General features: G+C 42.0%; 22 protein-coding genes, 1 pseudogene and 1 CRISPR repeat array. Of the genes and pseudogenes, 10 read left to right on the top strand and 13 right to left on the bottom strand.

Going from position 1 to position 24,903, the window contains the following annotated elements; genetic code table 11:
* Positions 1-131 precede the first annotated feature (131 nt).
* Positions 132-608, top strand: coding sequence for a DUF2358 domain-containing protein (locus tag H6G83_RS32255; RefSeq protein WP_190479814.1), 477 nt, complete (start codon positions 132-134; stop codon positions 606-608).
* A 211-nt stretch (positions 609-819) separates the two neighbouring features.
* Here H6G83_RS32255 and H6G83_RS32250 read toward each other — a convergent pair whose 3' ends face one another.
* Positions 820-1,719: an ion channel gene (locus tag H6G83_RS32250; RefSeq protein WP_190479812.1), complete on the bottom strand. Its 900-nt coding sequence runs from the start codon at positions 1,717-1,719 to the stop codon at positions 820-822.
* A 290-nt stretch (positions 1,720-2,009) separates the two neighbouring features.
* Positions 2,010-2,750, bottom strand: a complete 741-nt coding sequence (locus H6G83_RS32245) for a dienelactone hydrolase family protein (protein WP_190479809.1) — start codon at positions 2,748-2,750, stop codon at positions 2,010-2,012.
* A gap of 245 nt (positions 2,751-2,995) precedes the next feature.
* On the opposite strand from H6G83_RS32245, the gene H6G83_RS32240 reads away from it, so the two are divergent.
* From H6G83_RS32240 to H6G83_RS32210, 7 genes are all read left to right on the top strand, one after another.
* The gene (locus H6G83_RS32240) at positions 2,996-3,331 is read left to right on the top strand and encodes a hypothetical protein (RefSeq protein WP_242044977.1); all 336 of its coding nucleotides are present in this window, start codon (positions 2,996-2,998) and stop codon (positions 3,329-3,331) included.
* Between the two features lie 36 nt (positions 3,332-3,367).
* The gene (locus H6G83_RS32235; protein ID WP_190479807.1) at positions 3,368-4,453 is read left to right on the top strand and encodes a M24 family metallopeptidase; all 1,086 of its coding nucleotides are present in this window, start codon (positions 3,368-3,370) and stop codon (positions 4,451-4,453) included.
* 325 nt (positions 4,454-4,778) lie between these two features.
* Entirely contained in the window at positions 4,779-5,837 is a 1,059-nt protein-coding gene (gene galK, locus H6G83_RS32230) for a galactokinase (RefSeq protein WP_190479804.1), read from the top strand.
* A gap of 159 nt (positions 5,838-5,996) precedes the next feature.
* Positions 5,997-6,395 carry a cupin domain-containing protein gene (locus H6G83_RS32225; RefSeq protein ID WP_242044976.1) on the top strand — a complete coding sequence of 133 codons (399 nt, stop codon included), beginning with the start codon at positions 5,997-5,999 and terminating at the stop codon, positions 6,393-6,395.
* Between the two features lie 227 nt (positions 6,396-6,622).
* The gene (locus H6G83_RS32220) at positions 6,623-7,432 is read left to right on the top strand and encodes a phytanoyl-CoA dioxygenase family protein (RefSeq protein WP_190479802.1); all 810 of its coding nucleotides are present in this window, start codon (positions 6,623-6,625) and stop codon (positions 7,430-7,432) included.
* Between the two features lie 214 nt (positions 7,433-7,646).
* A complete protein-coding gene (locus H6G83_RS32215; protein WP_190479800.1) occupies positions 7,647-8,666 on the top strand; it encodes a glycoside hydrolase family 43 protein in 1,020 nt (339 codons plus the stop codon).
* Between the two features lie 207 nt (positions 8,667-8,873).
* Positions 8,874-9,098, top strand: coding sequence for a pentapeptide repeat-containing protein (locus H6G83_RS32210; RefSeq protein WP_190479817.1), 225 nt, complete (start codon positions 8,874-8,876; stop codon positions 9,096-9,098).
* A gap of 83 nt (positions 9,099-9,181) precedes the next feature.
* Here the strand turns inward: H6G83_RS32210 and H6G83_RS32205 are convergent, their stop codons facing one another.
* The 8 genes from H6G83_RS32205 to H6G83_RS32170 all read right to left on the bottom strand — a co-directional run bounded on the left by H6G83_RS32205 (position 9,182) and on the right by H6G83_RS32170 (position 18,502).
* Positions 9,182-10,132, bottom strand: a complete 951-nt coding sequence (locus H6G83_RS32205; RefSeq protein ID WP_190479798.1) for an RpoD/SigA family RNA polymerase sigma factor — start codon at positions 10,130-10,132, stop codon at positions 9,182-9,184.
* A 640-nt stretch (positions 10,133-10,772) separates the two neighbouring features.
* Positions 10,773-11,691: direct repeats of the CRISPR family, unit length 35 nt; unit sequence GTTTTAAAGCTCTTACCCCTCACGGGGATGGAAAC.
* 321 nt (positions 11,692-12,012) lie between these two features.
* Positions 12,013-12,168: a hypothetical protein gene (locus H6G83_RS32200; RefSeq protein WP_190479795.1), complete on the bottom strand. Its 156-nt coding sequence runs from the start codon at positions 12,166-12,168 to the stop codon at positions 12,013-12,015.
* The gene (locus H6G83_RS32195; protein ID WP_190479793.1) at positions 12,162-12,659 is read right to left on the bottom strand and encodes a molybdenum cofactor biosynthesis protein MoaE; all 498 of its coding nucleotides are present in this window, start codon (positions 12,657-12,659) and stop codon (positions 12,162-12,164) included. The genes H6G83_RS32200 and H6G83_RS32195 overlap by 7 nt, the downstream gene beginning before the upstream one ends.
* Before the next feature lie 113 nt (positions 12,660-12,772).
* On the bottom strand, positions 12,773-14,665 hold the full coding sequence (locus tag H6G83_RS32190) for a hybrid sensor histidine kinase/response regulator (protein ID WP_190479792.1): 1,893 nt from the start codon (positions 14,663-14,665) through the stop codon (positions 12,773-12,775).
* An 18-nt stretch (positions 14,666-14,683) separates the two neighbouring features.
* Positions 14,684-14,902, bottom strand: coding sequence for a hypothetical protein (locus tag H6G83_RS32185; RefSeq protein ID WP_190479790.1), 219 nt, complete (start codon positions 14,900-14,902; stop codon positions 14,684-14,686).
* 1,108 nt (positions 14,903-16,010) lie between these two features.
* Positions 16,011-16,559, bottom strand: a complete 549-nt coding sequence (gene pyrR / locus H6G83_RS32180; protein ID WP_190479788.1) for a bifunctional pyr operon transcriptional regulator/uracil phosphoribosyltransferase PyrR — start codon at positions 16,557-16,559, stop codon at positions 16,011-16,013.
* Between the two features lie 425 nt (positions 16,560-16,984).
* Entirely contained in the window at positions 16,985-17,947 is a 963-nt protein-coding gene (gene cbiB, locus H6G83_RS32175; protein WP_190479786.1) for an adenosylcobinamide-phosphate synthase CbiB, read from the bottom strand.
* A 111-nt stretch (positions 17,948-18,058) separates the two neighbouring features.
* Complete coding sequence (locus H6G83_RS32170) at positions 18,059-18,502, bottom strand: Rrf2 family transcriptional regulator (protein WP_190479784.1); 444 nt, start codon at positions 18,500-18,502, stop codon at positions 18,059-18,061.
* A gap of 389 nt (positions 18,503-18,891) precedes the next feature.
* Here H6G83_RS32170 and H6G83_RS32165 point away from each other — a divergent pair, with 389 nt between their 5' ends.
* The gene (locus H6G83_RS32165; protein ID WP_190479782.1) at positions 18,892-19,305 is read left to right on the top strand and encodes an AbrB family transcriptional regulator; all 414 of its coding nucleotides are present in this window, start codon (positions 18,892-18,894) and stop codon (positions 19,303-19,305) included.
* A 115-nt stretch (positions 19,306-19,420) separates the two neighbouring features.
* Here H6G83_RS32165 and H6G83_RS32160 read toward each other — a convergent pair whose 3' ends face one another.
* On the bottom strand, positions 19,421-21,298 hold the full coding sequence (locus H6G83_RS32160; RefSeq protein ID WP_190479780.1) for a chloride channel protein: 1,878 nt from the start codon (positions 21,296-21,298) through the stop codon (positions 19,421-19,423).
* A gap of 553 nt (positions 21,299-21,851) precedes the next feature.
* On the opposite strand from H6G83_RS32160, the gene H6G83_RS32155 reads away from it, so the two are divergent.
* Positions 21,852-22,214, top strand: a complete 363-nt coding sequence (locus tag H6G83_RS32155; RefSeq protein ID WP_190479777.1) for a hypothetical protein — start codon at positions 21,852-21,854, stop codon at positions 22,212-22,214.
* Between the two features lie 128 nt (positions 22,215-22,342).
* Here the strand turns inward: H6G83_RS32155 and H6G83_RS32150 are convergent, their stop codons facing one another.
* Positions 22,343-23,923, bottom strand: coding sequence for an ArnT family glycosyltransferase (locus H6G83_RS32150; RefSeq protein WP_190479774.1), 1,581 nt, complete (start codon positions 23,921-23,923; stop codon positions 22,343-22,345).
* A gap of 794 nt (positions 23,924-24,717) precedes the next feature.
* Positions 24,718-24,903 (bottom strand): annotated as a pseudogene (locus H6G83_RS32145) (RNA-guided endonuclease TnpB family protein); the annotation flags it as partial.

The following is a 24,903-nucleotide window of genomic DNA, read 5'->3' as shown; positions in this document are numbered from 1 at the left end:
GCTCTGCACGTCAATTATCCGTCTTTCCAGCCCTAGAGTGATTAGCGATCGCCTGTTTATTCATGATTTTCCTTAATACATTGTTTGTCTAATTTGTCAATGCGTAACTCCTAATAATATAGGAAAACATTGTGGAATCTCAACTACTGGTAGCACAGGTAATCAAAACTCTCCAACAGGATTTACCTACACTGTTTGAGAAAGATATATCTTATAATATTTATACCCAAGATATTTACTTTCAAGACCCTGTAAATAAATTCAAAGGAAAATTCAATTACAGGATTATCTTTTGGACTTTACGCTTCCATGCACGGCTATTTTTCACCAAAATCTACTTCGATTTACACGATGTATCTCAGGTAAATGAATATACTATTTTAGCCAAGTGGACGGTACGGGGAACTTTGCGTGTTCCTTGGCAAGCGCGGATTTTTTTTAATGGTTATTCAACTTATAAACTGCGACAAAATAATTTAATTTACGAACATATAGACACTTGGGATCGTAAACCTGGAGAGATTCTGCGGCAATTTTGGGTAAAGGGAGAAAGTAGGGAAGTTCTAGATCACAAAATCTCCAAAATGTCAGGTGCGTGGCAAGGCTAAAATAGTGCAATAAAAATAAATCTTGTGGTGTGGGCATCTTGCCCGCACCGGACGGGCAAGATGCCCATCCCACAAGAAAGGAATAATGCAATATTTCAGCTTAGACAGTCCAGTAGAGTGCGTTAGTAGGAATATCTTCTTGTTATAGTTAGGGTTTATCGTACTGACGCACCCTAATAACTGTAACCTGTAACCTGTAACCTGTTCCCTCCTATAAAGGTTCGACATCGTGAAAATATTTATAGTCAATGTAGCGATGTCCGTCGGATGTGTGGTGAAAGATATCAACAAAGCGATTGTTCCACAAAATATCACGAGCTATATATTGATGACGAGCATGAACTACTTGTGCAACTGTTTCATCTATACCACTGACGGATATCACTATATTTGTGTTTGTCTGAACTAATGACTCTGCTGACATTCCATAGAGGGGACTTGATTCATCTATTGGATGTAATGCTAGCCAACTTAATGTAAAACTAGGTGTTTGATTTCTTAATAGTTTTAAATCATGTAAACGCCTAATAAATTCCCCTTCCGCAGTGATTTCATCCCGCATTAAGTAAACTCGCATCTGTGCTTCTAAGATTAAATTACGTCGCTGGTTAGCAGTGCGAAACATGAGAGTTGGTACACCATTATATGGTGTAATTACTGCGACTCTACTAAAGATTACACGGGCAGAGGGGCGAGAAAAGCGGGCGAATGCAAGCCCAGTCATCAGGGCAATTCCTACTATACCAGTCATGGCTTCGATGGTGACAATAATGTTGGCATATAGTGTTTTAGGATACATTGCACCATAGCCAATGGATGCAAGTGTTTGCACACTGAAGAAGAATAAATCTAAAAAAGAACCTGGTCTAGCATTAGCAATACAATCACCTCCTAGCCAGTAAGCTAGAGCAAATATGATATTAATTAATATGTAAGAAACCCAAACTATTAATAAAAAGCCAGTCCAAGGAATTGTTAACAATAAATGATAAGGATCTCGCCAGTAGGAATACCATGCACCCATGCCAATAATCTCAAATTTTCCATTCTGAATTTTAATGTGAACTCGCTGTGGTCGTTTCTTGGCAAGTCTCTTCAGTTTGAATCTCATCGGAAGTAGCCACAACAACGGTAATGATTAGTAATATACCGTTAATAGTCAAGGAGTAGGCAACAGGGTACAGGTTATAGGTTACAGGGTACAGTTAAGAAAGGATGTATGGGAAGGAATTTTGTCTAGTAGTAAATAGGAATCTTATCAGTAGTAGCAGTAGGTTGGGCAATGCCAACAATATCACGGTTTTGGTGGGCAGTGCAGCGCCCTACGTATATTTTAAATATTAGATATTAATTTAACAGGTAATTGATTTTTAATTAGTATCAATTACCAATGTCACAAATTTACTCAGCAAATACTCTTCCTAAGAAGTCTACTATTTCTTGCCAAGCGGAGGTAGCCGCAACAGCATCATAACGATAACCGTCATCGCGCATGAAGGTATGTTCGGCTTCGTATAAAACTACTTTGTGAGGTACGCCAGCATCTTCAATTGCTTTAATTAAGGTTTGGCGATCGCTTTCTGGTATGTGTGGATCAAGTGTCCCCAGTATGAGCAGCATTTCGCCTTTAATTTCCCTCACCCTCTGGATAGTATCAGCTACCCCTTTACCTAATTTCCCACTGGGTATTCCTGTCGGGTAGCAGCAGACAGCAGCTTTCACTTCGCTTTCAAAGGCGGCGCGGAAGGCTAGGTGTCCGCCAATGCAAAAGCCAACTGTACCGATTTTATTGGCTGCTACTGTGGTGTCTGCTTTGAGGAATTCTATGATAGCACGACAATCTGCATCATATTGGGCGATCGCCGTCCGTCGCGCATCATCATTACCCCGCATTCTCCCCAAATCATCGGGTTCAATTACTTGTCCAATTGGCTCCAAGCGATGAAAAATCTCTGGCGCTGCTACTATATAACCATATCCAGCTAAGTAATTAGCTAAACGAATTATCGGCCCACCTAACTGATAAATATCGCTGTAGAAGACAATACCAGGGTAAACTCCGGCTGGTTTGGGGGACGCAACATAGACACGCATTAAGCTGTCATCTACCCTCAACTCCACATTGCGCTTAGTAATTTGCACTATTTTATCTCCGTCTCATGCTGGCTTTCATTAGCTTCTACATTGGTGAGTAATCAAATCTGGATAGGGGTTGCTGTTGCCTTATTCATATAACTTAAAATTAGCAACTTGCTTTATATATAAAAAAAACGATTTATCAATTAATTTTGATTATTGTTTTGAAAAAAAATTGCACTTGCTACTATGTATATATAAGCATAAGGTAATGTTAAGCACTTTAGATTACACATATACTATTTAAAATCATGGAAAGTATTAATGCTATACAAGAACCCCTTGGTGAAACAACTGATGTAGATGTTTGGCTTGGTAGAGCTGGGTTAAAGTTTGCAGACTTAGGTCAAGATGAGGCTAGTAAAGCCATACGTAAGCAGTGGCGCGAGTATCAAGCCGCAGTGCATAAATGTTGTGTCGCACTGCATCAACCACCAGAGCAGGTTCATTTAAGCGGTGTTTATGCCAATTTGCGAATACCTAATCATAAATATATCAAAAATGATGAAGGTGTTGCCGTAATTTCAGTATTTTTCCCAGAAAACCCCAGTTCAAAACCTCAGACAGACGCAGACAGGGGTAGATGAATTTGATAATGAACCCTATATATCTGTGTTTTTCCTATGAGCGAAGAAGTCTCGACGAAATTAGGGTTTATTCGGCAGACTCTCTCCATAACTGAGGCTGGGGGTGTGCGTCTACGTGGTATAGACTGGTTTGCTTGGGCTACTGGTGGGGGTTCTAGCACGGTACTACTGACGGCGGAAACTGGTGTGGCAGAGGTTTTAGTAACTGGACAAGATGCGTGGATATTGACGGATGAAATTGAAGCGCAGCGTCTCAAGGATGAGGAGTTACCACCAAATTTTAAATTACACATCAATCCTTGGGCAGATCCTGCGGCGCGTGAGGCGTTTGTGCGTGAGGCTACAGATGGGGAAATTGTAATAAGCGATCGCCCCACTGTGCAAGAGCAACCCATACCACCTTCCTTACAAGCATACAAGCGGGTATTGTTGCCCACAGAGTTAGACAGATATCGCCAACTGGGACAACAAGCCAGCGCCGCCATGACAGAAGTCCTACAAGCCGTGCAACCAGACTGGACAGAATATCAGTTAGCTGGTGCTGGTGCAGAAGCTTTGTGGGCAAGAGGTATACATCCAGCTTTAACATTAGTAGCAGGTGAGAGGCGTTTACCTCTATACCGTCATGCTACAGCCACGGGGGAAAAGTTGGGACGGCAAGCAATGCTAGTATTTTGTGCTAGAGGCTATGGCTTGTATGCTAACCTGACAAGATTTGTGTGTTTTGGCAAGCTAACAAAAGAGGAAGCCGAATTACACCGCCATGTCCGCGAAATAGAAGCTAAAGCACTATCTGCATCTCAACCAGGAATGACACTGGATGCAGTATATTATGCTCTAGCTCAAGCTTATGAACTACAGGGATTTCCTAATGCTATCCGCGAACATCACCAGGGAGGAACCACAGGCTATTTAGCAAGAGAAGTTGTAGCCAATCCCAGCACTAGGGATAGTTTAACCGAAAATATGGCGATCGCTTGGAACCCCAGCTTAACAGGTGCAAAGATTGAAGATACTTTCGTCATTCTCAAAGATGGAAAACTAGAAAATCTCACCTTTGATCCAAACTTCCCCAACGTTGAAGTAGAAGGAAGATTACGCACTATACCGTTAGAGAAATAATAGTCATTGGTCATTAGTCCATAGTCCACAGTCCATAGTCCATAGTCCATAGTCCATAGTCCATAGTCAACAGTCCATAGTCCATAGTCAACAGTCCATAGTCCATAGTCAACAGTCCATAGTCCATAGTCCACAGTCCATAGTCCATAGTCCACAGTCCATAGTCCATAGTCAACAGTCCATAGTCCATAGTCCACAGTCCATAGTCCATAGTCCACAGTCCATAGTCCACAGTCCATAGTGTATGGAAAAGGCAAAAGCTTCCCCCTTCCCCTTTCCCCCTTCCCATTTCCCCTTTCCCCCTTCCCCCTTCTCCCAGTCACTTATGACATTTCAACAAATCTTTCATAAACCACCAGAAACTAAAGCGAGTGCATCAGGAAGAGTGAATTTACTTGGTGAACATACCGACTACAACGATGGTTATGTTCTACCAACAGCAATTCCTCAACAGACAACAGTACAGCTAGGTTTTAGTGATGATGGACAACATCACTTTTATTCAGAAAATCTGCAAGAGCTTGTGAGTATTTTAGATATTCATCATACGCCTTCTGGATTTGCCAGTTATATTTTTGGCTGTATTGAAGTGTTGAAAAAAGCTGGATACACCATTCCCTCGCTGAATGTGTATGTTAAATCATCTGTTCCTATGGGTTCTGGCTTATCTAGTAGTGCAGCCTTGGAAGTCGCAACACTCAGGGCTATTCGTCAACTACTAGATTTGCCAATTGATGACGTAGAAATTGCCCAACTTGCCCAGCAAGCAGAAATTCACTATGCTGGCGTGCAATGCGGCATCATGGATCAAATGGCTTCCAGTCTTGCTGATACTCAACATATTTTGTTTTTGGATACTCGCTCACTAGAACGTCGTATACTTCCTTTTCCTGAAGGCACAACAATTGTCATTATAGATAGCGGCGTACCCCGAACCCTAGCAACCAGTGGGTATAACCAACGTCGTGCTGAATGTGAGGAAGCAGCAAAATTGTTAGGCGTTAAGGCACTAAGAGATATTACTGACGCTAAGGTAACAGATACATTGCCAGAACCATTAAACCGTCGCGCTCGTCATGTAGTGACGGAGGATAACCGCGTCTTAGAAGTGTTGCAAGGAGTCACACCTGAACGTTTTGGTGAGTTGATGAACGCATCTCACGCTAGTTTGCGCGATGATTACGAAGTCTCAGTACCACCATTAGATAGATTGGTAGAAATCTTACAAAATACTCCCGGTGTACTGGGTGCAAGGCTAACTGGTGCAGGTTTCGGCGGCGCTTGTGTAGCCTTGGTAGCATCAGGTAAGGAAGAAGCTGCAACTCAAGCCCTAGAACAATACAATCATGCAGGTTACACAGGACGAATTTTAGTCCCTAACTAATCAGTTATCAGTTATCAGTTATCAGTTATCAGTTATCAGTTATCAGTTTACATTCACTGTTCAATGTCAACTGTCCACTGTTCACTGTCCACTGTTCACTGTTCACTGTTCACTGTTCACTGTTCACTGTTCACTGTTCACTGTTCACTGTTCACTGATATGATGCAGCCTAAAGTTATTTTTGGTAATGCAGCCAGCGAAGGGGCAAAGCGCTGGGGTTGGTTTATGGGACATTTTATTACCCCAGATGATGATCCACGTTCAACCACAGCACTAGAAATAAAGTGGGGTATCCACAAAGCAGGAGACTGTAGAACTGAGTGGGCGGTGAATAATCAAGCCGCTACTCTTTCTATCTTGATTAATGGCAAATTTTGCCTCCAGTTTGAGGATGAGGAAATTACTTTATCTCGTGAAGGTGACTATGTGCTGTGGTGTGCAGGTGTGCCGCATTGTTGGGTGGCTCAGTCTGACTGTACTATTCTGACGGTGAGATGGCCTTCAGTACCCAATGATAGTGTCGGAGTAGGTTTGCTTAGTCAGGGGAATGGGGAATAGAGAGTAGGGCGCTGCACTGCCCACCTTTTTTCCACATCAAAAAATAGATTTATATTTAATAGATGAGTCCGCTTAAATTTTGTTAGTTACTAATATTAATTGTTATAAACATTAACAGACCAAATATCAATAAATTACGCTATTATCGACTAGAAATTACAAAAAACTGCTGCAAGAGCTAAATTTATATCAGGCTCTAAAGCCATTAATATAAGAGGTTAAGACAAATGGTTCAGAGTATAGGCGGTATAGCTAAATATTCGGCTGCCGACCTAGATCGATTCGCTCAAGAATTGAATAGAGACGGAATTTGTGTGATTCGGAATCTTTTTGAGCAAAAATTGATTGATGAGTGGTTGGAAGGTTTTGAAAGGTTATTTTACGATCGCAAAAATCAACCGGGTGGGTTGGCTCCCCGTGAAGTTTCTCGTTATTATTTGACTTTGCCTTGGGTTTACCCGTTTGCTAATCAGATGGTTTTTGCCAATCCTGTGGTTATGGGTATTCTTGAGCGTGTGTTTTACCAAGAATACGTAATGGTGCAGATGGGGGTTGATGTACCGTTCCCAGGTTCAGATTATCAGGAAACCCATCGAGATTTTCGCCCATTATTTAGCGATCGCATCGTCACTCCACTTTACGCCCTAGCAGTTAACTTTCCCTTGGTGGAAGTGACCGCAGATAACGGCCCTTTCCAAATGGCGCGGGGAACTCATGTGCTACCCCGTGAAGAAGGATTACAAAAGATTGCCTCTGGAGAAATCCCGATGGAGTCTTTTTATATGCAGCCTGGAGATGTGAGCGTGCGATCGCCCTTAGCACTACACCGTGGTTCTCCCAACCGCACAAATCAGCCTAGACCAATGGTTGTCATGGGTTACGCGATGCACTGGTTACACACACCAAAAGTAGATTTGACCTTACCACGAGACTATTATGATAGTCTTCCAGAACAACTCAGGCAGATGCTCCGGTGTGAAGTCGTAGAAAAATTGCCTCAGAATAAAGCTGAAACTTACATCAATTTTAAATATTAGTCATTGGTCATTAGTCATTTGTCATTAGTTATAAATAGGACTTACGCAACTGGCAGATTTTTTCTGTAGGGTGTGTGAGGAGCGAAAATATTTGAACGTAGTCATGAAACTTGTAGCGTCACGCACCAACCACCAATTGTGACACTTGCGTAAGTCCTGATGAATTTTGACTATTGGCTATTGACTATGGACTATTGACTATGGACTAATAACTATGAACTATACAAACCCAGTTTACGACGGTTATTTTGCTGATCCCTTTGTTTGGCAACATGAGGGCGTATATTATGCGATCGGTACGGGTGCGGCTGAGGCGGAAGGAACAGTAGACGAGATTGATATCGCTCACAAATCCCGTGTATTCCCTCTGTTGCGTTCCTTCGATTTTGTCAATTGGCATTTTGTGGGGAACGCATTGCAACGCCCAGACCCAGCCCTTGGTGATAATTTTTGGGCCCCGGAAGTTGCTTACAGCGATGGACTGTTTTATCTCTATTACTCTGTAGGACATGGGGACAAAAATCATCAGTTGCGTGTGGCGAAGAGCGATCGCCCTTTGGGGCCTTATCAAGATGTTGGTGTTACACTTGTAGACCCTGATGCTTGTCCCTTCGCCATCGACCCGCACCCATTTCGGGATGATAATGGACAGTGGTATCTATTTTACGCCCGTGACTTTTTGGATACTGAAGACGGTGTACAAGCAGGTACGGCGCTGGTTGTAGACAGATTGCCAAGTATGACACAACTGGCTGGTGAAAGTCAGGTGGTTTTACGGGCGCGATCGCCTTGGCAACGCTTCTTAGCCAATCGTTTGATGTACGATGCAATCTATGATTGGCACACCTTAGAAGGCCCCTGTGTGCGTAAGCATGAAGGTAAATACTACTGCTTTTATAGTGGTGGACGCTGGGAAACAGAAGAATATGGTGTAGATTACGGCGTGGCTGATCATGTGATGGGGCCTTACTCGGATGTCGGTAACGAAGCCGGGCCAAGGGTGTTAAAGTCTGTGCCTAATTTTGTCAGAGGCCCTGGACATAACTCTATTGTTCTTGGGCCAGATGGTCATACTGAGTATGTTGTGTATCACGCCTGGACAAATAACATGGATAAGCGGCAAATCTGTTTAGATCAACTGATTTGGACAACAGAAGGCCCACGTTGCCAAGGCCCTACCTGGACAACCCAGACTATCACTAACAATATCAAAGCAACTTCTGTTAATTATTGATTACAGGACTTACGCAACTGGCACATGGGGTAGGGTGCGTCAGATGTGGAAAATACTTAAATGTGTAAGAAATTATTGGGGCTGACGCACCTTACAGTTAGTTTGATGATGACACTTGCGTCAGTCCTATTAATCACGATGTACATCATCACCATCCTTGGATTGCTGTACAGCATCTAGCACAAGCAAGGACATACATATTCAAAAATTGATAATTACCTGTCCCTAGCTGATATCCGTGAGGCTGATTTAAGTGGTGCTAATCTGGAAGCATCTGACTTGAGTGGAGCAGATTTGGCGATCGCAGATTTACACGCAGCAAATCTACATCAAGCATCATTGGAAAGAGCCAATCTGAGCGGTGCTAATCTAGAAAAAGCTAATCTGGAGGGTACTATTCTAGAGGGTGGCGATAGCAGTTTAGCAACCTAAAGGCTCACTACGCTTGTAGTTTAACTAGAGACTGCTGAAGCAACGAAATCATCACCCCATGAGGGGTGAGATTATCGCGGCTATTAAGAAGACAGATACTGCTCAATGGATGGATGTTGGCGACGCAAAGCAGTCATTGCTTGTTGTTGGATTTGACGCACTCGCTCTCGACTCACATTAAGCTTTTCGCCAATCTGAGCTAGGCTTCGTTCTTGATTATCCAACAGTCCAAAGCGTAAGATTAACACTTCGCGCTGCACAGGTTTAAGTGATGCTAACAAATCATTTAAGTCTTGGCGGAGCAATTCTTGAGTGATCTGTTCATTGGGGGATACACCCTCATCCGCTAGCAGTTCGCTTAGTTCCGTATCTTGGTTATCTCCGACTTTTAAATCTAGAGAAATTGTCCCACTAGCTGCACTGAGATATTCTCGAACTTGGGTAGGTTCTAAATCCAATTTACTCGCAATTTCTGTAACAGTAGCACGACGACCCAGGGTTTGAAACAGTTCTCTTTGTACCTTCTTAATTTGATTGAGTTTTTCGTTAACGTGAATTGGTAGCCTGACAGTACGAGATTTTTCAGCGATCGCTCTAGTGATTGCTTGACTAATCCACCAGTATATGTAAGTAGATAACTTATAACCCCTGTTCGGGTCAAACTTTTCTATACCCCTTTGTAAACCGATCGCTCCTTCTTGAACCAAGTCCAAAAACTCCAGATTGCGGCGCTGATACTTTTTCGCCACCGAAACCACCAGCCGCAAGTTAGCTGTGATCATCTTTTGCTTGGCTCGTTTCCCTTTCTGAAGTATTTGATTGACTTCAGCTTCGCTTTTGTTGACAAAATCGGCTAATTCTGCTAACGTTGGTTCTCGTTGCAATTGTTGACTAAGCTGTTGCTTTTGCTCCTCAATGGCAATCATTTGCTGTACTTGCCTGCCATAAGTTATTTCTTGGTCTGAAGTTAATAAAGGGAACTGACCAATCTCTTGCAAATAAACGCGAACCATGTCAGAACTCAGGCTGGACATACAACTTTCAAACTTCTCCACAATTAGACAGAAATTCAAGTATAAGGCAAATATCCTCCGACTTTCAAAAAAGATTCTGCACAGCCTAAATACCTATTACTGGTGCGATCGCTATTTGTCAGCCTAGCAGTCAGATCAATAAAAATGACCGGACATTTCTTAAACTCTCAAGAAACACAGGTGACAGGTAACAGGTTACAGGTGACAGAAAATAGGGAATAGTTGTGTTTCTTTCATATTTTGCTGGCGCGTAGTCGCGCTAGTGGGAGGCTGACATCTTGCACCTTCGAGTAGAAGCTATGGAAGCCTTAATGAAGAGATTGCATTTTGCAAGTTGCTATGGTATTGTTTATACCAACACCTGCACCATGAAAATTTAATCAGCAAATATTCTCGGCTTTTAACTTAATAGTTAGTTTCCTAAAGCTATTTTGTTAAGAAGTGTAAACTGAGGGGGTTGTACAAACGCCGAAAGAATGATTCTTTCGTAGACCCCTCAGATGCCCTACTGTATAAGGGTTTGAGTTACTTCCAGAAGGTAGTTATTCTCAATAACTATGGTCTATTGACAGGTGAAATACACCCCCCTCAGTTTTCCAGTTCTGTAAGCCTTATTTGGTAAGCCTTTCGTAACAGTAGGGTTTTAAAGCTCTTACCCCTCACGGGGATGGAAACTATTTTCTTCTTCGCATCCTGCGCAGAAGATTAACAAAAAGTTTTAAAGCTCTTACCCCTCACGGGGATGGAAACTTTTTGTGTTGCTTCCTCCGACGGAGGCAAACACATTGTTTTAAAGCTCTTACCCCTCACGGGGATGGAAACAATTTGTTTCCTGCATTAGTAGATGCAGCAGCGGAGTTTTAAAGCTCTTACCCCTCACGGGGATGGAAACAGTAGTCTCGTTTTTTGCAAGATAAACGATGATAGTTTGGTTTTAAAGCTCTTACCCCTCACGGGGATGGAAACTGTTTGCGTAACCCCAGTTGGTGTGTCGCAGGGTCCCAGTTTTAAAGCTCTTACCCCTCACGGGGATGGAAACAATACTGTAAACATTAGCCATTCCTATTCCACAAAGGGCTAGGAGTTTTAAAGCTCTTACCCCTCACGGGGATGGAAACTATTTTCGTTGGCTTTGGTCTTTGCTGGGGTACAGCAGTTTTAAAGCTCTTACCCCTCACGGGGATGGAAACTTTCCTTCATCATCAGTGCAATGATCTTCAGTTACTGTTTTAAAGCTTTTACCCCTCACGGGGATGGAAACTGACAGAAATATTGCTTAAACCTGTGCCGGGGACAACAGTTTTAAAGCTCTTACCCCTCACGGGGATGGAAACGGTAGGCTGAGGAGCCTCCTCAATTTGAATTTCTTTGAGTTTTAAAGCTCTTACCCCTCACGGGGATGGAAACGGTAGGGGAATGTATATAGGATACCCCCCATAATGATGCGTGTTTTAAAGCTCTTACCTCTCACGGGGATGGAAACTTCGCAGCAATCTTCGCATTTGGGCCAATCTCGGAAGCAGTGTTTTAAAGCTCTTACCCCTCACGGGGATGGAAAAGTTGACGGAAAGTGGCGATCGCATTCCAGAAATTGTAGTTTGTCGTGCTGGATGAGCAGGTAGAGTAGAAAGGGCGATGATGCTCCGCACCGCTAGAAGCGATCGCCTACAGCTTAAAAAATGAAAATATGGCTAAGTTACAGATACTATCTCCGGCTTTTTTTATGCCTTTAAAATCGTTACTTCACATCAAATACCCGTCTTCTATTTAACTCAAACGGGGGAATATTTAGGAAGATTAGAAAAACCTGGGGTGCTGTGGTTATACTGCATGAAGCGGCTGTGGAAATTGTCTAAATTGCAATTAACGTAATTCAATAACTACATTTTTTTGCAGGCGATCGCATCCTCAACCCTAACAATTTGTTTCGATGGTTCACAAGCACCAATACCTACCCAAGTATTAGGACCATCTTGCCGGTATTCTTTTTTTATATGTGCATTGTGCTTGCGCGATCGCATCCCCAAACCTAACAATTTTCTCCTGACTGTTCACAAGCACCAATACTTACCCAAGTACTAGAACCATCTTGCCAATGTTCTTTCTTCCATATAGGTGCATTGTGCTTGAGGGTATCGATAGCATAGCGACAAGCTTCAAAAGCCTCACTGCGATGTGGACATCCAATGGCTACCAAAACGCTGATTTCTCCCACCCGCAAATGTCCAACACGATGGTGAATGACTACCCGATTTACCCCAGTCCATAAAGAGCGAATATCAGCCGCTATTTGATAAAATACGCGCAATGCCATCGGTTCATAAGCTTGATATTCCAGGGAAACTACGGGTTTCCCATCCGTTTGGTTCCGTACCATCCCACTCATGACGACGATCGCACCATTAGCCGCGTCATCGGCTTTAGCATAAATTTCTGCCAAAGATAAAGGTGCAATAGTGATAGCAAAACTATCTTCGCTTCTGGGCTTAATAATGTTGATAGGTGTAGATGACAGCAATGATTTCATTATTATATCATTAATATTTATAACTATAACTTACATTATTGCTAGTTACGTAAGTAATTGTATTTTTCTCTTACCCATCACCAACCCCCACAAATATGATTATTTTGCAAATATCAAATCTTCTGTTTAACTGTACTGATTGCTTCTAACAACTGATTGGCTGTGTATGGCTTAGGTAAGAATGCTTGGATACCCATATTATAGACTGTGTTGACTTTATCATGGGTAGCTAGTCCACTTACAGCAATAATTTTGACATCAGGATTAATTTTTTGTAATGTGCGAATGGTGGTTAATCCATCCATAGATGGCATGACGATATCGGTCAACACTAAAGATATAGTATCTCGGTGTTCTGCATATAAGGCGATCGCTTCTATGCCATCACTAGCTGTAATAGCTTGATAATTGTGAGCCTCCAGAGATGTTTTTGTAATATCTCTGATGGCATCCTCATCATCCACAACTAAAATTAACTCACCATTTCCTGCCGGGAGTTTCAATTCTCCTTCTTCTAAAGATTCTTTAGCATCTTGAGCAGGTAAATATACTTTAAACTGACTGCCTTTGCCCTCTTCAGTATACACGTTAATAAAACCCCCGTGGCTTTTAATAATACCCAATACCGTGGAAAGCCCCAGCCCTGTGCCTTGACTCAGTTCTTTAGTAGTAAAAAAAGGCTCAAATATCCGATCTAATACATCTGCTTGAATACCTGTGCCTGTATCCGTTACCGTAACTACTACATAGGGGCCGACTTTGGCATCTAGGTTCATTTTGGCGTAATTTTCATCAATTAACAGGTTTTCGGCAGTCACTGTCAAACTACCGCCTTTGGGCATAGCATCACGGGCATTGACACATAAATTCATCAAGACTTGATGTAGTTGAGTAGCATCACCAGAAACAGTCCAAAGGTTCTGGGGAATTTGGGCTACGACTTCAATTGATTTAGGAAATGTTTCTTTGATAACTTGTTGAATTTCGCCAATTAAATGCTTCAATTGTAATAAAGTTCTTTCACCCTCAAGACCGCGAGTAAACGATAAAACTTGCTTAACTAAGTTTGCTCCTCGTTTAGCGTTAGTAATCAATATTGGTAGCAGTCGCTGGGAACGTTCATCTTTAATTTGTGTCTCTAACAGTTGTGCTGTCATCAAAATGGGAGCCAGCACATTGTTGAGATCATGTGCAATACCACTGGCTAGCGTACCGATGCTTTCTAATCTTTGTGCGCGGAGAAATTGGGCTTCAAGTTGCTTTTTTTGGGTAATTTCTGTATTAACAATGAGTATACTTTGGGGCTTGTCATCAAAATCACGCACTAATGTCCAGCGACTTTCGACAATAATTTCTTTACCAGATTTTGTGATTTGATCTAATTCTCCTTTCCAATAGCCTTCTTGCTGTAAAGTTTGTAGTGCTTTTTGTAACAATGATAAATTTTTTTCTTGCCACAACTTTTTAGTTTTTTTACCAATTGCTTCTGCTTTTTGGCAACCGTACAACCTTTCTGCGGCTTCGTTCCAAAACAAAATTTGTCCGCCTAAGTCTTGGACAAAGATAGCATCGTTAGCAACATCGAGGAGCGCCGCTTGTTGACGGATTTTTTGTTCTGTTTGTTTTCGTTCAATAGCATAACGGATAGAACGTTCTAGCAGAGGCGCATTCAGTTGATTTTTTTCCAAATAATCTGCTGCTCCGGCTTTCATCGCTTCTAGGTCTATCTCCCAGTCTCCTTGACCTGTGAGCAGAATTATCGGAGAAGTACAGCCTTGAGCAGTTGCTTCGCGTAACAGTTCTAACCCACTGTGGGAACCCAAACGATAGTCTACTAAATATATGTCATGCCGAAATTGCGCGATCGCAATTTTTGCCGCTTCGTAATTATCGACCCATTCCAACTCGCAGTTAGCCACCCGAAATTCATTGAACCAATTACGAGTTAAAATGTAATCGCCTTCGCCATCATCAACTAAAAGCACTCTGATAGGACTATTGTCCATTGCTGCCTCCTGCGGCTTCTAGTAGCAATTGCCAAACTTCAGGTCAGTATTTTTTGTTGTCTTATTGGCAGCAAATAAGCAGCCAAGGGTGACTGACCCAATGAAGCAATTTGTACCCCAATTGTCGATATGTTCTATGTCTTCCACCCTTGCAGATGCGCTCAGGAAAATCTTCCTAGTTTTCCGCAGATATCGGTTAACCATACTGTTACCTTCATCACGACTTGTTATGAACATTAACAATTTCTTGTTAACAATAATTCTACTCTAGGTTATATGATTGTAATATTTATTGCCAACAATTAAATACAGCCCTTCTTGCTTAGATGCAGTACAGGTTTACAGATAGGGGAGGCTATAGTTGTACCTCATCCATATAAGAATTTCTGGAATATACCTCAACCAATTCATCCCCATAGTCTCATAATTAACCTTATAATAAAATATATAAGTAATCTATCTCTGGTGGGCAAATTTCATAATAGTTTTATCAAAAATAATTTACCAATCAAGTACACAGCTATTTTAAATACTATTTAATATAACAAATTTAAGATTATGTGATTACGCTATATCTATAACTATCACCTTGATATTGTTATTAATAAGCAGACAACAATTTATTTGCTTGATATCAATATTATTCTTTTACATTCAGGACTTATGCAACTGGCACTTGGGGTAGGGTGCGTCAGATGTGAAAAATCCTTGAATTTGTACGAAATTATTGGGTCTGACGCACCCTACTGGCGTGACCGGGCTAAAATGTTGCAAAAAATTTTCTTGTGGTGTAGGCATCTTGCCTACACTGGACGGGCAAGATGCCCATCCCACAAGAGTTTTCTAATGCACAAATTTAGTCTAGACATTCCACTACAGTTAGTTTGATTATGACAATTGCGTAAGTCCTAACATTTAAAGCTTGCCTTTTGGGGAGAGTTAGCTTACGGGAAGCAAGCTATGAAGAGGGGTTGTTAGTATACTTTTCGACTTTACAAACAGCCTCTAATGCTGTTACTAAAACGCAGGCAACAAATTATCTGCTTGATATCAATTCAGCGATTAAATATGCTATTAAAATATTTCTATATATAGCAGTAGCCACATAGGTTAGGACATTGATGAATCACAAAATCTTTATAGTAAACAGGTCTTGAACCTGTCACCTGTCACCTGTCACCTGCTATATATAGATGTTTCTATTGTTTAAACTTGGCAATTGGGAATATCAAGTTCGCTGAACTATGAACAATCATCCCACACTGCCCTGGCTGGACAGATGCGGGATAAATTGTGGTTCAATTTAACTCTAGACCCTGATTGCTAATTCGGACTGGTTCAACTATCACTCATAATCAATTAACTCCACCGCATCCCTACCATCGCAGTCTTGCAAGTATACTTTGACTACTTCTTCTTTAGCTGTGGGTAACTGCTTACCAACAAAATCTGGGTGAATGGGAACTTCCCGATGACCCCTATCAACCAAGACGGCTAGACGAATTAACTCTGGTCTACCATACTCATTAACAGCATTCAAAGCTGCTCGAATTGTTCGCCCTTTAAAGATAACATCATCTACCAAAACAACTGTTTTCCCTGTCAAATCAAAAGAAATGTTGGTTTTGGCTGGAGTCCGCAAACCTATTTGATCGAGATCATCTCGATAGAAGGTAATGTCTAAAGCGCCTACCGCTACATTAATACCTTCAAGGGTTTCAATCTGACGTGCTAACATTTCCGCTAAGGGTACTCCTCTAGTATAAATACCTAAAAGTACCAATTGAGACAAATCTCTTGTTCTTTCGATAATTTGAGATGCTAATCGCGTTAAAGTACGACGGAGGTCTTCTGCGGAAAGGATTTCAACAACTTTAGCAGGTGGGGTAGTCATAGAGTTATGGAGAGGGGGGAGAGGGGGGCTTTCAAGGGCAGGCTTTTTTTATTAGACAAATTTTTGGGCTTTTAAAACCAAAATTATTGTCTGAACAGTTAAAACTACGTTTCATAATTGAGAATATTCTCAACTATTTATCGAAGGTTTAAAAACCTGCCCTTGAAAGGGAGAGGGGGGGAGATGGGGGAGTGGGGGAAGATGCAGAATAATTTTAATTATTTTGTCTCCCTCATCTCCCTCATCTCTTTAGCTTAATCAAAAATTCATCCCACATCCGACCCAAAGGGCGGTGTGGGATGAATTTTTGGGTGATGACGAATTTAACCCTAACCAAATCAAACAAACCGCTCTTTTGAGAGACTTGGGGTCGATAAAAAATCACCAATTTATGTGTTTTTCTGGTAGAGTTATTTTGGTTAATTTCAAAGTATCAGGAGTATGGCGATCGCCACCCCTAACCACAGCAAAAAGCAATATCTAGTTAGTTGTAAGGCTGTTTGTATGTGGTTGCGAGTGATAGGAGAAATGGGATCTCCCAAAAGAGGTTTTTGCTTGGCTACCCCACGATACCAATTTGTACCCCCCATCTGCACACCCAAAATTGCCGCATAGGCGCACTCACTCCAGCCAGAGTTGGGGCTGGGATCTTTAATCGCATCGCGACGACAAATTCGCCACACATCCCCACCTTTGCCTGATAATAATCCTAAAGTTATAACTGTGAGGCGACAAGGCAACCAAGTTAAGTAATCTTCCAGCCGCGCACTGAACCATCCCAAATATGTATAAGGTGGTTCTTTGTAACCCACCATCGAATCAAGGGTACTGCTAGCTTTATAAGCCAAAGCCAAAGGAACCGCCCCGACATGGGGAATGCAACTACCAATCAGGGCGTAAAATAGAGGAGCCATCACTCCATCGGTGGCGTTTTCTGTTACGGTTTCTAAAACCGCGCGGAAAATTTCTGATTCGGGTAGATTATCAGTATCTCGCCCAACATAGTTACTCAAAGTTTTCCTAGCTGCTGCTAAATCTCCTGCTGATAAAGGTTGTAAAACATCAATAGCAGCTTTACGTAAACTTCTCAAAGCAAAACAGCTAGCTAACATCATACTTTCAACAGCAATAGCCAAAACAGGATTTAACCATCTCGCCATTTGAATTATTAGCCAACCTACGCCACCGCTACCAATAATCAAAATTATTGCTAGCACAATTCCAGCTAGACGTTGCGTTAGAGATTTTTGACATAATTGGAGAAAAATTTGGCTCAAGCGTGAAATCATCCAGCCCATAACTTGCACCGGATGAATCCAACCCCAAGGATCACCTATTAGATAATCTAAAATTGCGGCAATGATTAAAACGTAGATGTTATTTGTCATTGGTCATTGGTCAATAGTCAATAGTCAATAGTCAATAGTCAACAGTCAACAGTCAACCTTTACTAATAACTATGGACTATGGACTATGGACTATGGATTAATGACTAATGACTAAACCACAAAATTCGCTTCTTCTCCAAGGGAAGCTTGCCAGCTACGAGCATCGTAGTACAAATCTGCCAGAGTAATACTGTCCAAAGCTTCTTTTAGTTTTTGGTTGAGTCTTTGCCAAAGGCTAAATGTTACCCAATCTTCTGTTTGTCCAGGGGTTGGGGTATGGTGGGGTAAATTAGTCAGGCTTTCACCCACCGCCTCTAAAATTTGGGCTATAGATATTTTTCTAGGTTCTTGTGCTAGTTGATAACCTCCTACACTACCCCGAATTGATTTTACTAATCCAGCACGACGCATTTCTATTAGTAATTTTTCCAGGTAGGGGGCAGGAATATCTTGACGTTTAGCGATCGCTTTCACAGATGCAGGCCCATAATTCGGCTGTAAACTCAAGTCCAGCAGCGCTTTTACACTATAGTGTCCTCTGGTTGTTAGTTTCATTTTGTTAGTTGTCAGTTGTCAGTTGACGGTTGTCAGTTGCTTTCTCATGACTACTGACTAATGACTAATGACTAATGACTAAGGATCAGTTTTACTTATCATTTTTTTGCTCAACAATCAATCCGACTTAGTAGACAAGTTACTCCTTCAGTTTAGAAAACTTAAATAAATATAGTTTAGCAGTGTTTCATTAACTATATATAGTTATCAAGATTATCAAAATTAAATTGTGTGGTAAATATTGAGAATTAGGTAACACTTTTGCCGATGATGTAATATACTTGGCTAGGGCTGAGATAAAAACTAAAGGATACTGTTCCTATTAGCTCAAGGTCAGCTAAAATAAAATCGATTCAACTACTTAAACCATTGATTTCTGCCATAAGTTGATGCCTAAACAGAAAAAGATTGAACCCCTAGTCGGTGAAGAACTGCTCAAAAAAGTTAAAGAGCTTGAGAGCCTGAGCAAAGAAGAAAAAGCTAAACAGTGTGGCTACTATACCGTTACCAAAAATGGTATAGAGCGTGTCAATATGATGAAATTCTTGAATGCCCTAATTGATGCAGAGGGCATTCAGTTAGACACCTCTCCTAACGCCAACGGCCGTGGAGGAAGAAGTGCTAGCTATAGAATCAGTGTGCAATCGAACGGTAATTTGTTGATTGGTTCAGCTTACACAACACAGATGAACCTCAAACCTGGAGACCAGTTCGTTATCACTTTAGGCAAAAAGCACATTCGTCTTAGACAAGTAGATGAGGACGAAAAAGAAGCTTTGGACATTGCCGAAGCTACAGCATAATTAATTGTCAGTTGTCAGTTGTGAGGCAGTGCGTTGGGCGGGTTTCCCGACTTAAAGCAACTGCCGAACCCGTAGGGTCAGTTGTTTTTTGTGACCACTGACCAATGACTACTGACTAATGACTAATGACTAATTGAGAAAGCGTTTGCCTTGTAGCGGCTAAGTTGCACGTTAGAGCAATTTGTTCCCTATCTAGCAAGCCTAGAATATGGTCATGGTTGTCTCGCGCTACTACTGGTAACTGATGCAAACCTCTAACTTCCATGCGATCTAAAGCCTCGGACAAAGGTTCATCGCGCCAAGCATAGAGGATTTCTTTTGTACAGATATCGATGATAGTTTGATTGGTTAAATTACTCGGAATTTCGCTTGAGAGATTCGGGTAATTTCGCCATAAAGAAAGGGTACGATTGATGTCTTCTAGAGAGATAATACCCACTAGTTGTTCGGCATCGTCTATAACTAAAGCGCTGCGAGTGCGATCGCTCAGCATTTCCTTAGCAGCTTCTATAATGTCCATAGTAGCGGATAGCTTTTTGGGACAAGCCAGCATCGCATCCTCTACTAAAATTTGCTGCAAAATTTCTAACTTTTGGTCTTTGGGAATGGAAAGACCTATTTGTTGGAGGTTGCTGTTAGAGTTAGTGATAGGTTTCATCCTTTCTACTAACCAGACACTTAAACCCACTGCTGCCATTAAAGGTAAAACAATTCGGTAGTCGCGGGTGAGTTCAAACAGCATTAAAATTGAAGTTAAAGGCGCTCTCACACTCCCAGCTAATACAGCCGCCATCCCTACCATTGCGTAAGCTGGAGGTGCTGCCATATATGCACTAATTCCTGGGGCGATGAAAGTCAGGACTTTAGCATAAGCCGAACCAAAAGAAGCACCCAAAAACATTGCTGGGGCAAATACACCCCCAACAAAACCGCTACCTGCACTAATTGCTGTCATCAGCAGCTTGAGGACTAGCAATATTAACAACAAATCTAGAGAAAATTTCACATCTTGTAGCATTGCTTGCACAGTGCCATAACCAATACCCAAAACTTGCGGGAATTGTAAAGCGACAATGCCGATAATTACACCCCCAATAATCGGGTGTATTGGTTGAGGAATTTTCCCCAAAAAGTTAAACCCAGGAACAGCACCAGCAAAACAAGCTTTTGCCCAATTGATTGATTGTTGATAAGCTAAAGAAACCACACTTGCACCCAACCCCAAGCCCAGGTAAAGAGGTAATTCTAGAGGGCTACGGACTTGGTAAACAGGTAAAGCAAAAGCAGGCTGTGCGCCTAAACCAATTTGCGCGATTAAAGCCGCTACTACCGCCGCTAACAGCACTACACTCACAGCCGAAGTCGCAAAAGATGTGGCCCCCATTACTACTTCTAAAGCAAAAAATACCCCAGCGATCGGTGCATTAAATCCAGCCGCCAAACCAGCCGCCGCACCCGCACCTAAAAGTAAACGCTGCCGGTCTTGTGAGACTTGTAATATTAAGGACAACAGCATCCCAAAATTAGCGCCAATTTCCACGCTTGGCCCCTCCGGCCCCAAAGAAGCACCGCTACCCAAGGAAACAGAAGCAGCTAACATTTTGGTAACAGGCCGCAATTGTCCCTTAATTTCTCCCCCCTCAGAAGCGGCGATGAGAGAGGATAGTCCAGGGCCAAAGTCTTGAGTCCGCCAGCGCATCAAGCCGACTATCAAGCCTCCTAAAGTGGGGACAAGGGCTAAAGTCCAAGCACCCCAAACACCAATTGCACCCATCAAATTTTCTAACGTCAGACGGTGAATCAGCTCAATCAAATAGTGAAAAGTCACCACCCCCATACCCGTACCACCGCCAATGAGTACGGCTAAAAACAACACAGTTGTTTCTGGGGATAGTTGAAAACGGTTAATCAAATGTGTTAAGTGGGCGGAAGATGAAGGGAAAACAGGTGCTTCCGTTACCTTCCTCAGCTCGGTGGGAGGCAGTAGAGTCATTGAAAGGCGGGGTAAATGTAGAAAGAAATGTAAACTTTTATTTGTTATTTCTCATTGTGAAACATTATTTATCAACCAGACAAGTGAATTTAGTAAACCAAATTTACAATCTGGAGCTAGAAAAAGTTTTGCTATACCAAGTTTTTCTAGCGATAATGGTTACATGAGAGAAAGTTAATCAGTAGTGAACAGGGCTAGAGGTGAGAGTGCGAGATTTTTACTTAGCAAGGGATTAACCTTTGTGAGCAATCCAGGTTACGCCCTACACTCTACTAATAGAATTTTTTTAAGTCACTAATCTTTTTCTCTCAGCAGCAAGAGTATAATCTAGCCACTGAGTGGATAGGCTACAAATTAGCAACAAACAAGAGACATCTTTGCTGAAATCTAGCTATACTCGTGGTGCAACCACTAAGTTATCCTTGGTAGAAATCTAACTGTGTGTGATTAAAGGGTACTTTTATCCTACACTGACGTATCTACTAAGTATTGCTGGGGAATTCAATATAGGTATCCTTAATAGAGCGAGTAAATTGACTAGCGGACGAGGTAGATGAATACACACACCTTTGATAATCATTATGTTACTTGCCCCATTTGCCAAAGATATGGTAGGGGAAAACAGATAAAAAGTTATATAGGTTTATATAGTTGTCCCTATTGTCAAGAACGCTTAGTCGTATGTCAAAGCGGACATTATGTTCGTGACCCTTTTACTCTGAACCAGATTATGATCTGTTCAGCACTGCGCCGTCAAAGCAGTCCTATATCTAGAATTATAAGAGATTTTATCCTTTTTAAGCGTCCTTTGTTAGCTTTTGTTGTGGGTAGTGCTGTTTTCTTGGGCATGATTTCCATGACGCAACAGGGGACGAGTTCTAACCAGCAACCACCAGGGACTGAGGAGGTAAGGTAGGGACTCTTGACTGGGGAGATGAGGGAGTGGGGGGAGATGAGGGAGAAAAAGAAGCAGGGGGGAAAATTCCTCTCCCTTGCCTCTTCTGTCCCCAGTCAAGAGTCCCCAATACCCAATCCCCAGCCCCCTCACAACCGGTTCGTTTCTTTGGTAATTAATTGCCAGCCTTCGGCTTTGGCAAGTGGCTTGATGGAGTCTAATTGCAGGTTTTGGAAGTCGGCGGCGTTGATGAGTAAATATGGTTGTCTGTCGTAGTGCCAACGATATTGTAACTCTTCAATGGAGGCGGGAATGATATGGCGATCGCTATAAAAATCCAATGAGGGGCGATGATAGGCAAAGGATGTATAAACTTGCTTTACTGGTGGGTTTACTTGCTGTATCATCCCAGCTACAGGTTTGACTGGGTAAGCTTGCCATGTTTCCCAAACCCAGTAGTTAGATTTCATCAACAATAACAACGAAATATAACTACCCCAAAACAGTATCTTAAGAAATTGTCCGTCGCCTCGTTCTGCTAAAATCGCGCCTATCATCATCGTTAAGGCTACTGCGGCAAAAATTAACTGTAAGTCTGTTTTCGCCGCTATACCCCAACTAAAATGAATGCTAAAAGCTGAAGCGACTACGGCGAGAATTGACAACCCAGCTACCCATGCACGGGGGTAAGATGACAGTAAAGGTAAGTTTTCTATTTGTGCTAGCTGTGCGCCAAAGGCTAAGGCTAGGCTGGGGTAAATAGGCAATATATACCAAGCGAATTTAGCACTCATTAAAGAAATAAGTAGTAAATACACTCCACTCCACACAAGTATGAGCCTTGCCCAGCTAAGATTGCGATTTTCCCAAAGTAACTTTGCAGTTTGGGGTAAAAATATCAACCAAGGCCAAGTCCACTTGAGGAGTTCGATGATATAAAACCAAGGTGGTTGATTATTCTTGCTGTTAAGGTAGGCGAAATCAGTACCATAACGCAGCCATTGAACGCCATACCAACCAGCTACAGGCAAAAGTCCAATGGCGATCGCCATCCATAGATAATAACTATTAAGTAATCTTGGTGTATCCCAAAACAAAAACACTAAGACTACTGCACCTAATAACAAACCGGATAGCCCTTGAGTTAGGCAAATCAACCCTAAACTCAGACCAATACCCAAACAGTAGCGTAAATCTCGCCGCGATCGCAACACACACAGCATCATCACCAACAAGAAACTCACCACCGCCCCATCTAACATCGCCAACCGCCCATATCGGACTACAGGCAACATAGTTAAATAGATTAAACCACTATAAATTGCTGCCCAACGTTGACGGAATATCTCTCTACCAATACAATACAGTAATGGTACGGAAAAAGCTGTTAAAATTGCTCCTGGTAAACGTGTCGTCCATTCATTCACGCCCCCCAAAGAGTAAGCCCCAGCAATTAATATGTGCATCAGGGGTGGTGTATCACGGTAAGGTTCCCCTCTGAGGGTGGGATAAAGCCAACGCAGGGAATCAAAAGATTCTCGCGCTATTTCCTTGGCAATTTGGGCGACAGTTCCCTCATCCCAATCTTGTAGGGGTAGTCCTCCCAGATTAACGCTAAATAACAGTAGTGCGGCAATGAGCAACACTACTAGCCATAAGCCATCAATCCATTTGTCAACCACACGGTGCTGTCTTTCTAGATGACCCCAAATAAAGCTTCCTTCCTGCATATTCTATGATAATCATTTTACTTGCTGGTTTGATTACATAGAGATTAAAGTGAATCTCTAATGTTGCCACCCAGTAACAACTTGTTTACTGCGTCTTGCTTGTCAGTTGTTAGTTGTTAGTTGTCAGTTGTTGGTTTAACCTAACTTTGATGAGTATTCTTTTAACCTCACCCCTATCCTCTCTTTTACAAGAGGAGGAGAGTGAAACCCTGATTTTTCTTAACTACTCACTTGCCTTTTAAAAGCGGGAGTGAGGGTGAAGTTTGTTGAACTCCCGTTGGTTTTATACCTTTGCTACTGACAACAGACTACAGACCACTGACCAAAACTCTATCCTCTGATGGGATGAGATTTCTACTCAATAAATACTAAATCCCCAGGTTAGCTTAATTTTCTCTGGTCAGCGATAATTTTTTTAAGAAATTTTTTTAAAATTTGCTTCAATTATTTTAATAATTCTACTCATATATATAGGACTTACGCAAGTGTCATAATCAAACTAACTGTAGGGTGCGTCAGCCCCAATAATTTCGTACATATTCAAGGATTTTCCACATCTGACGCACCCTACAATTGTGCCAGTTGCGTAAGTCCTGATATAGCAGGGGATAGGGGATAGGGTACAGGTGAGTCCAGTCCTGTAGGCGGGTTTCCCGCGCCCTGGAAACTGGCGAACCCGGAGGGTGACAGGTTTAAAACCTGCTTAATATAAAGATTTTGTGATTCTTTAATATCCTAACCTATGTGGCTACTGCTATAAATAATGATACAAGCTTTCGTTGACACTCTCCGCCCTATAAGTGCGGAGATTCTTCATTCATAGACCCAACTTGCTCACACAAGATTTCTCCAGCATGAGTAGAGGCAGAATCTCCTGAAGCGTTCGGATCATAGATCCAGGTTCCTACGTGACCCGTAGTACCCAAGGCTAGTTTCAGAATGTTAATCGCTGCGTTCCAATCTCTATCCATCACAAATCC

Origin of the sequence: Anabaena azotica FACHB-119 (assembly GCF_014697625.1) — a bacterium.
Taxonomy (GTDB): domain Bacteria; phylum Cyanobacteriota; class Cyanobacteriia; order Cyanobacteriales; family Nostocaceae; genus Trichormus; species Trichormus azoticus_A.
Note: the sequence above shows the minus strand (reverse complement) of the source record. Positions and strands in the feature narration are given on the sequence as shown.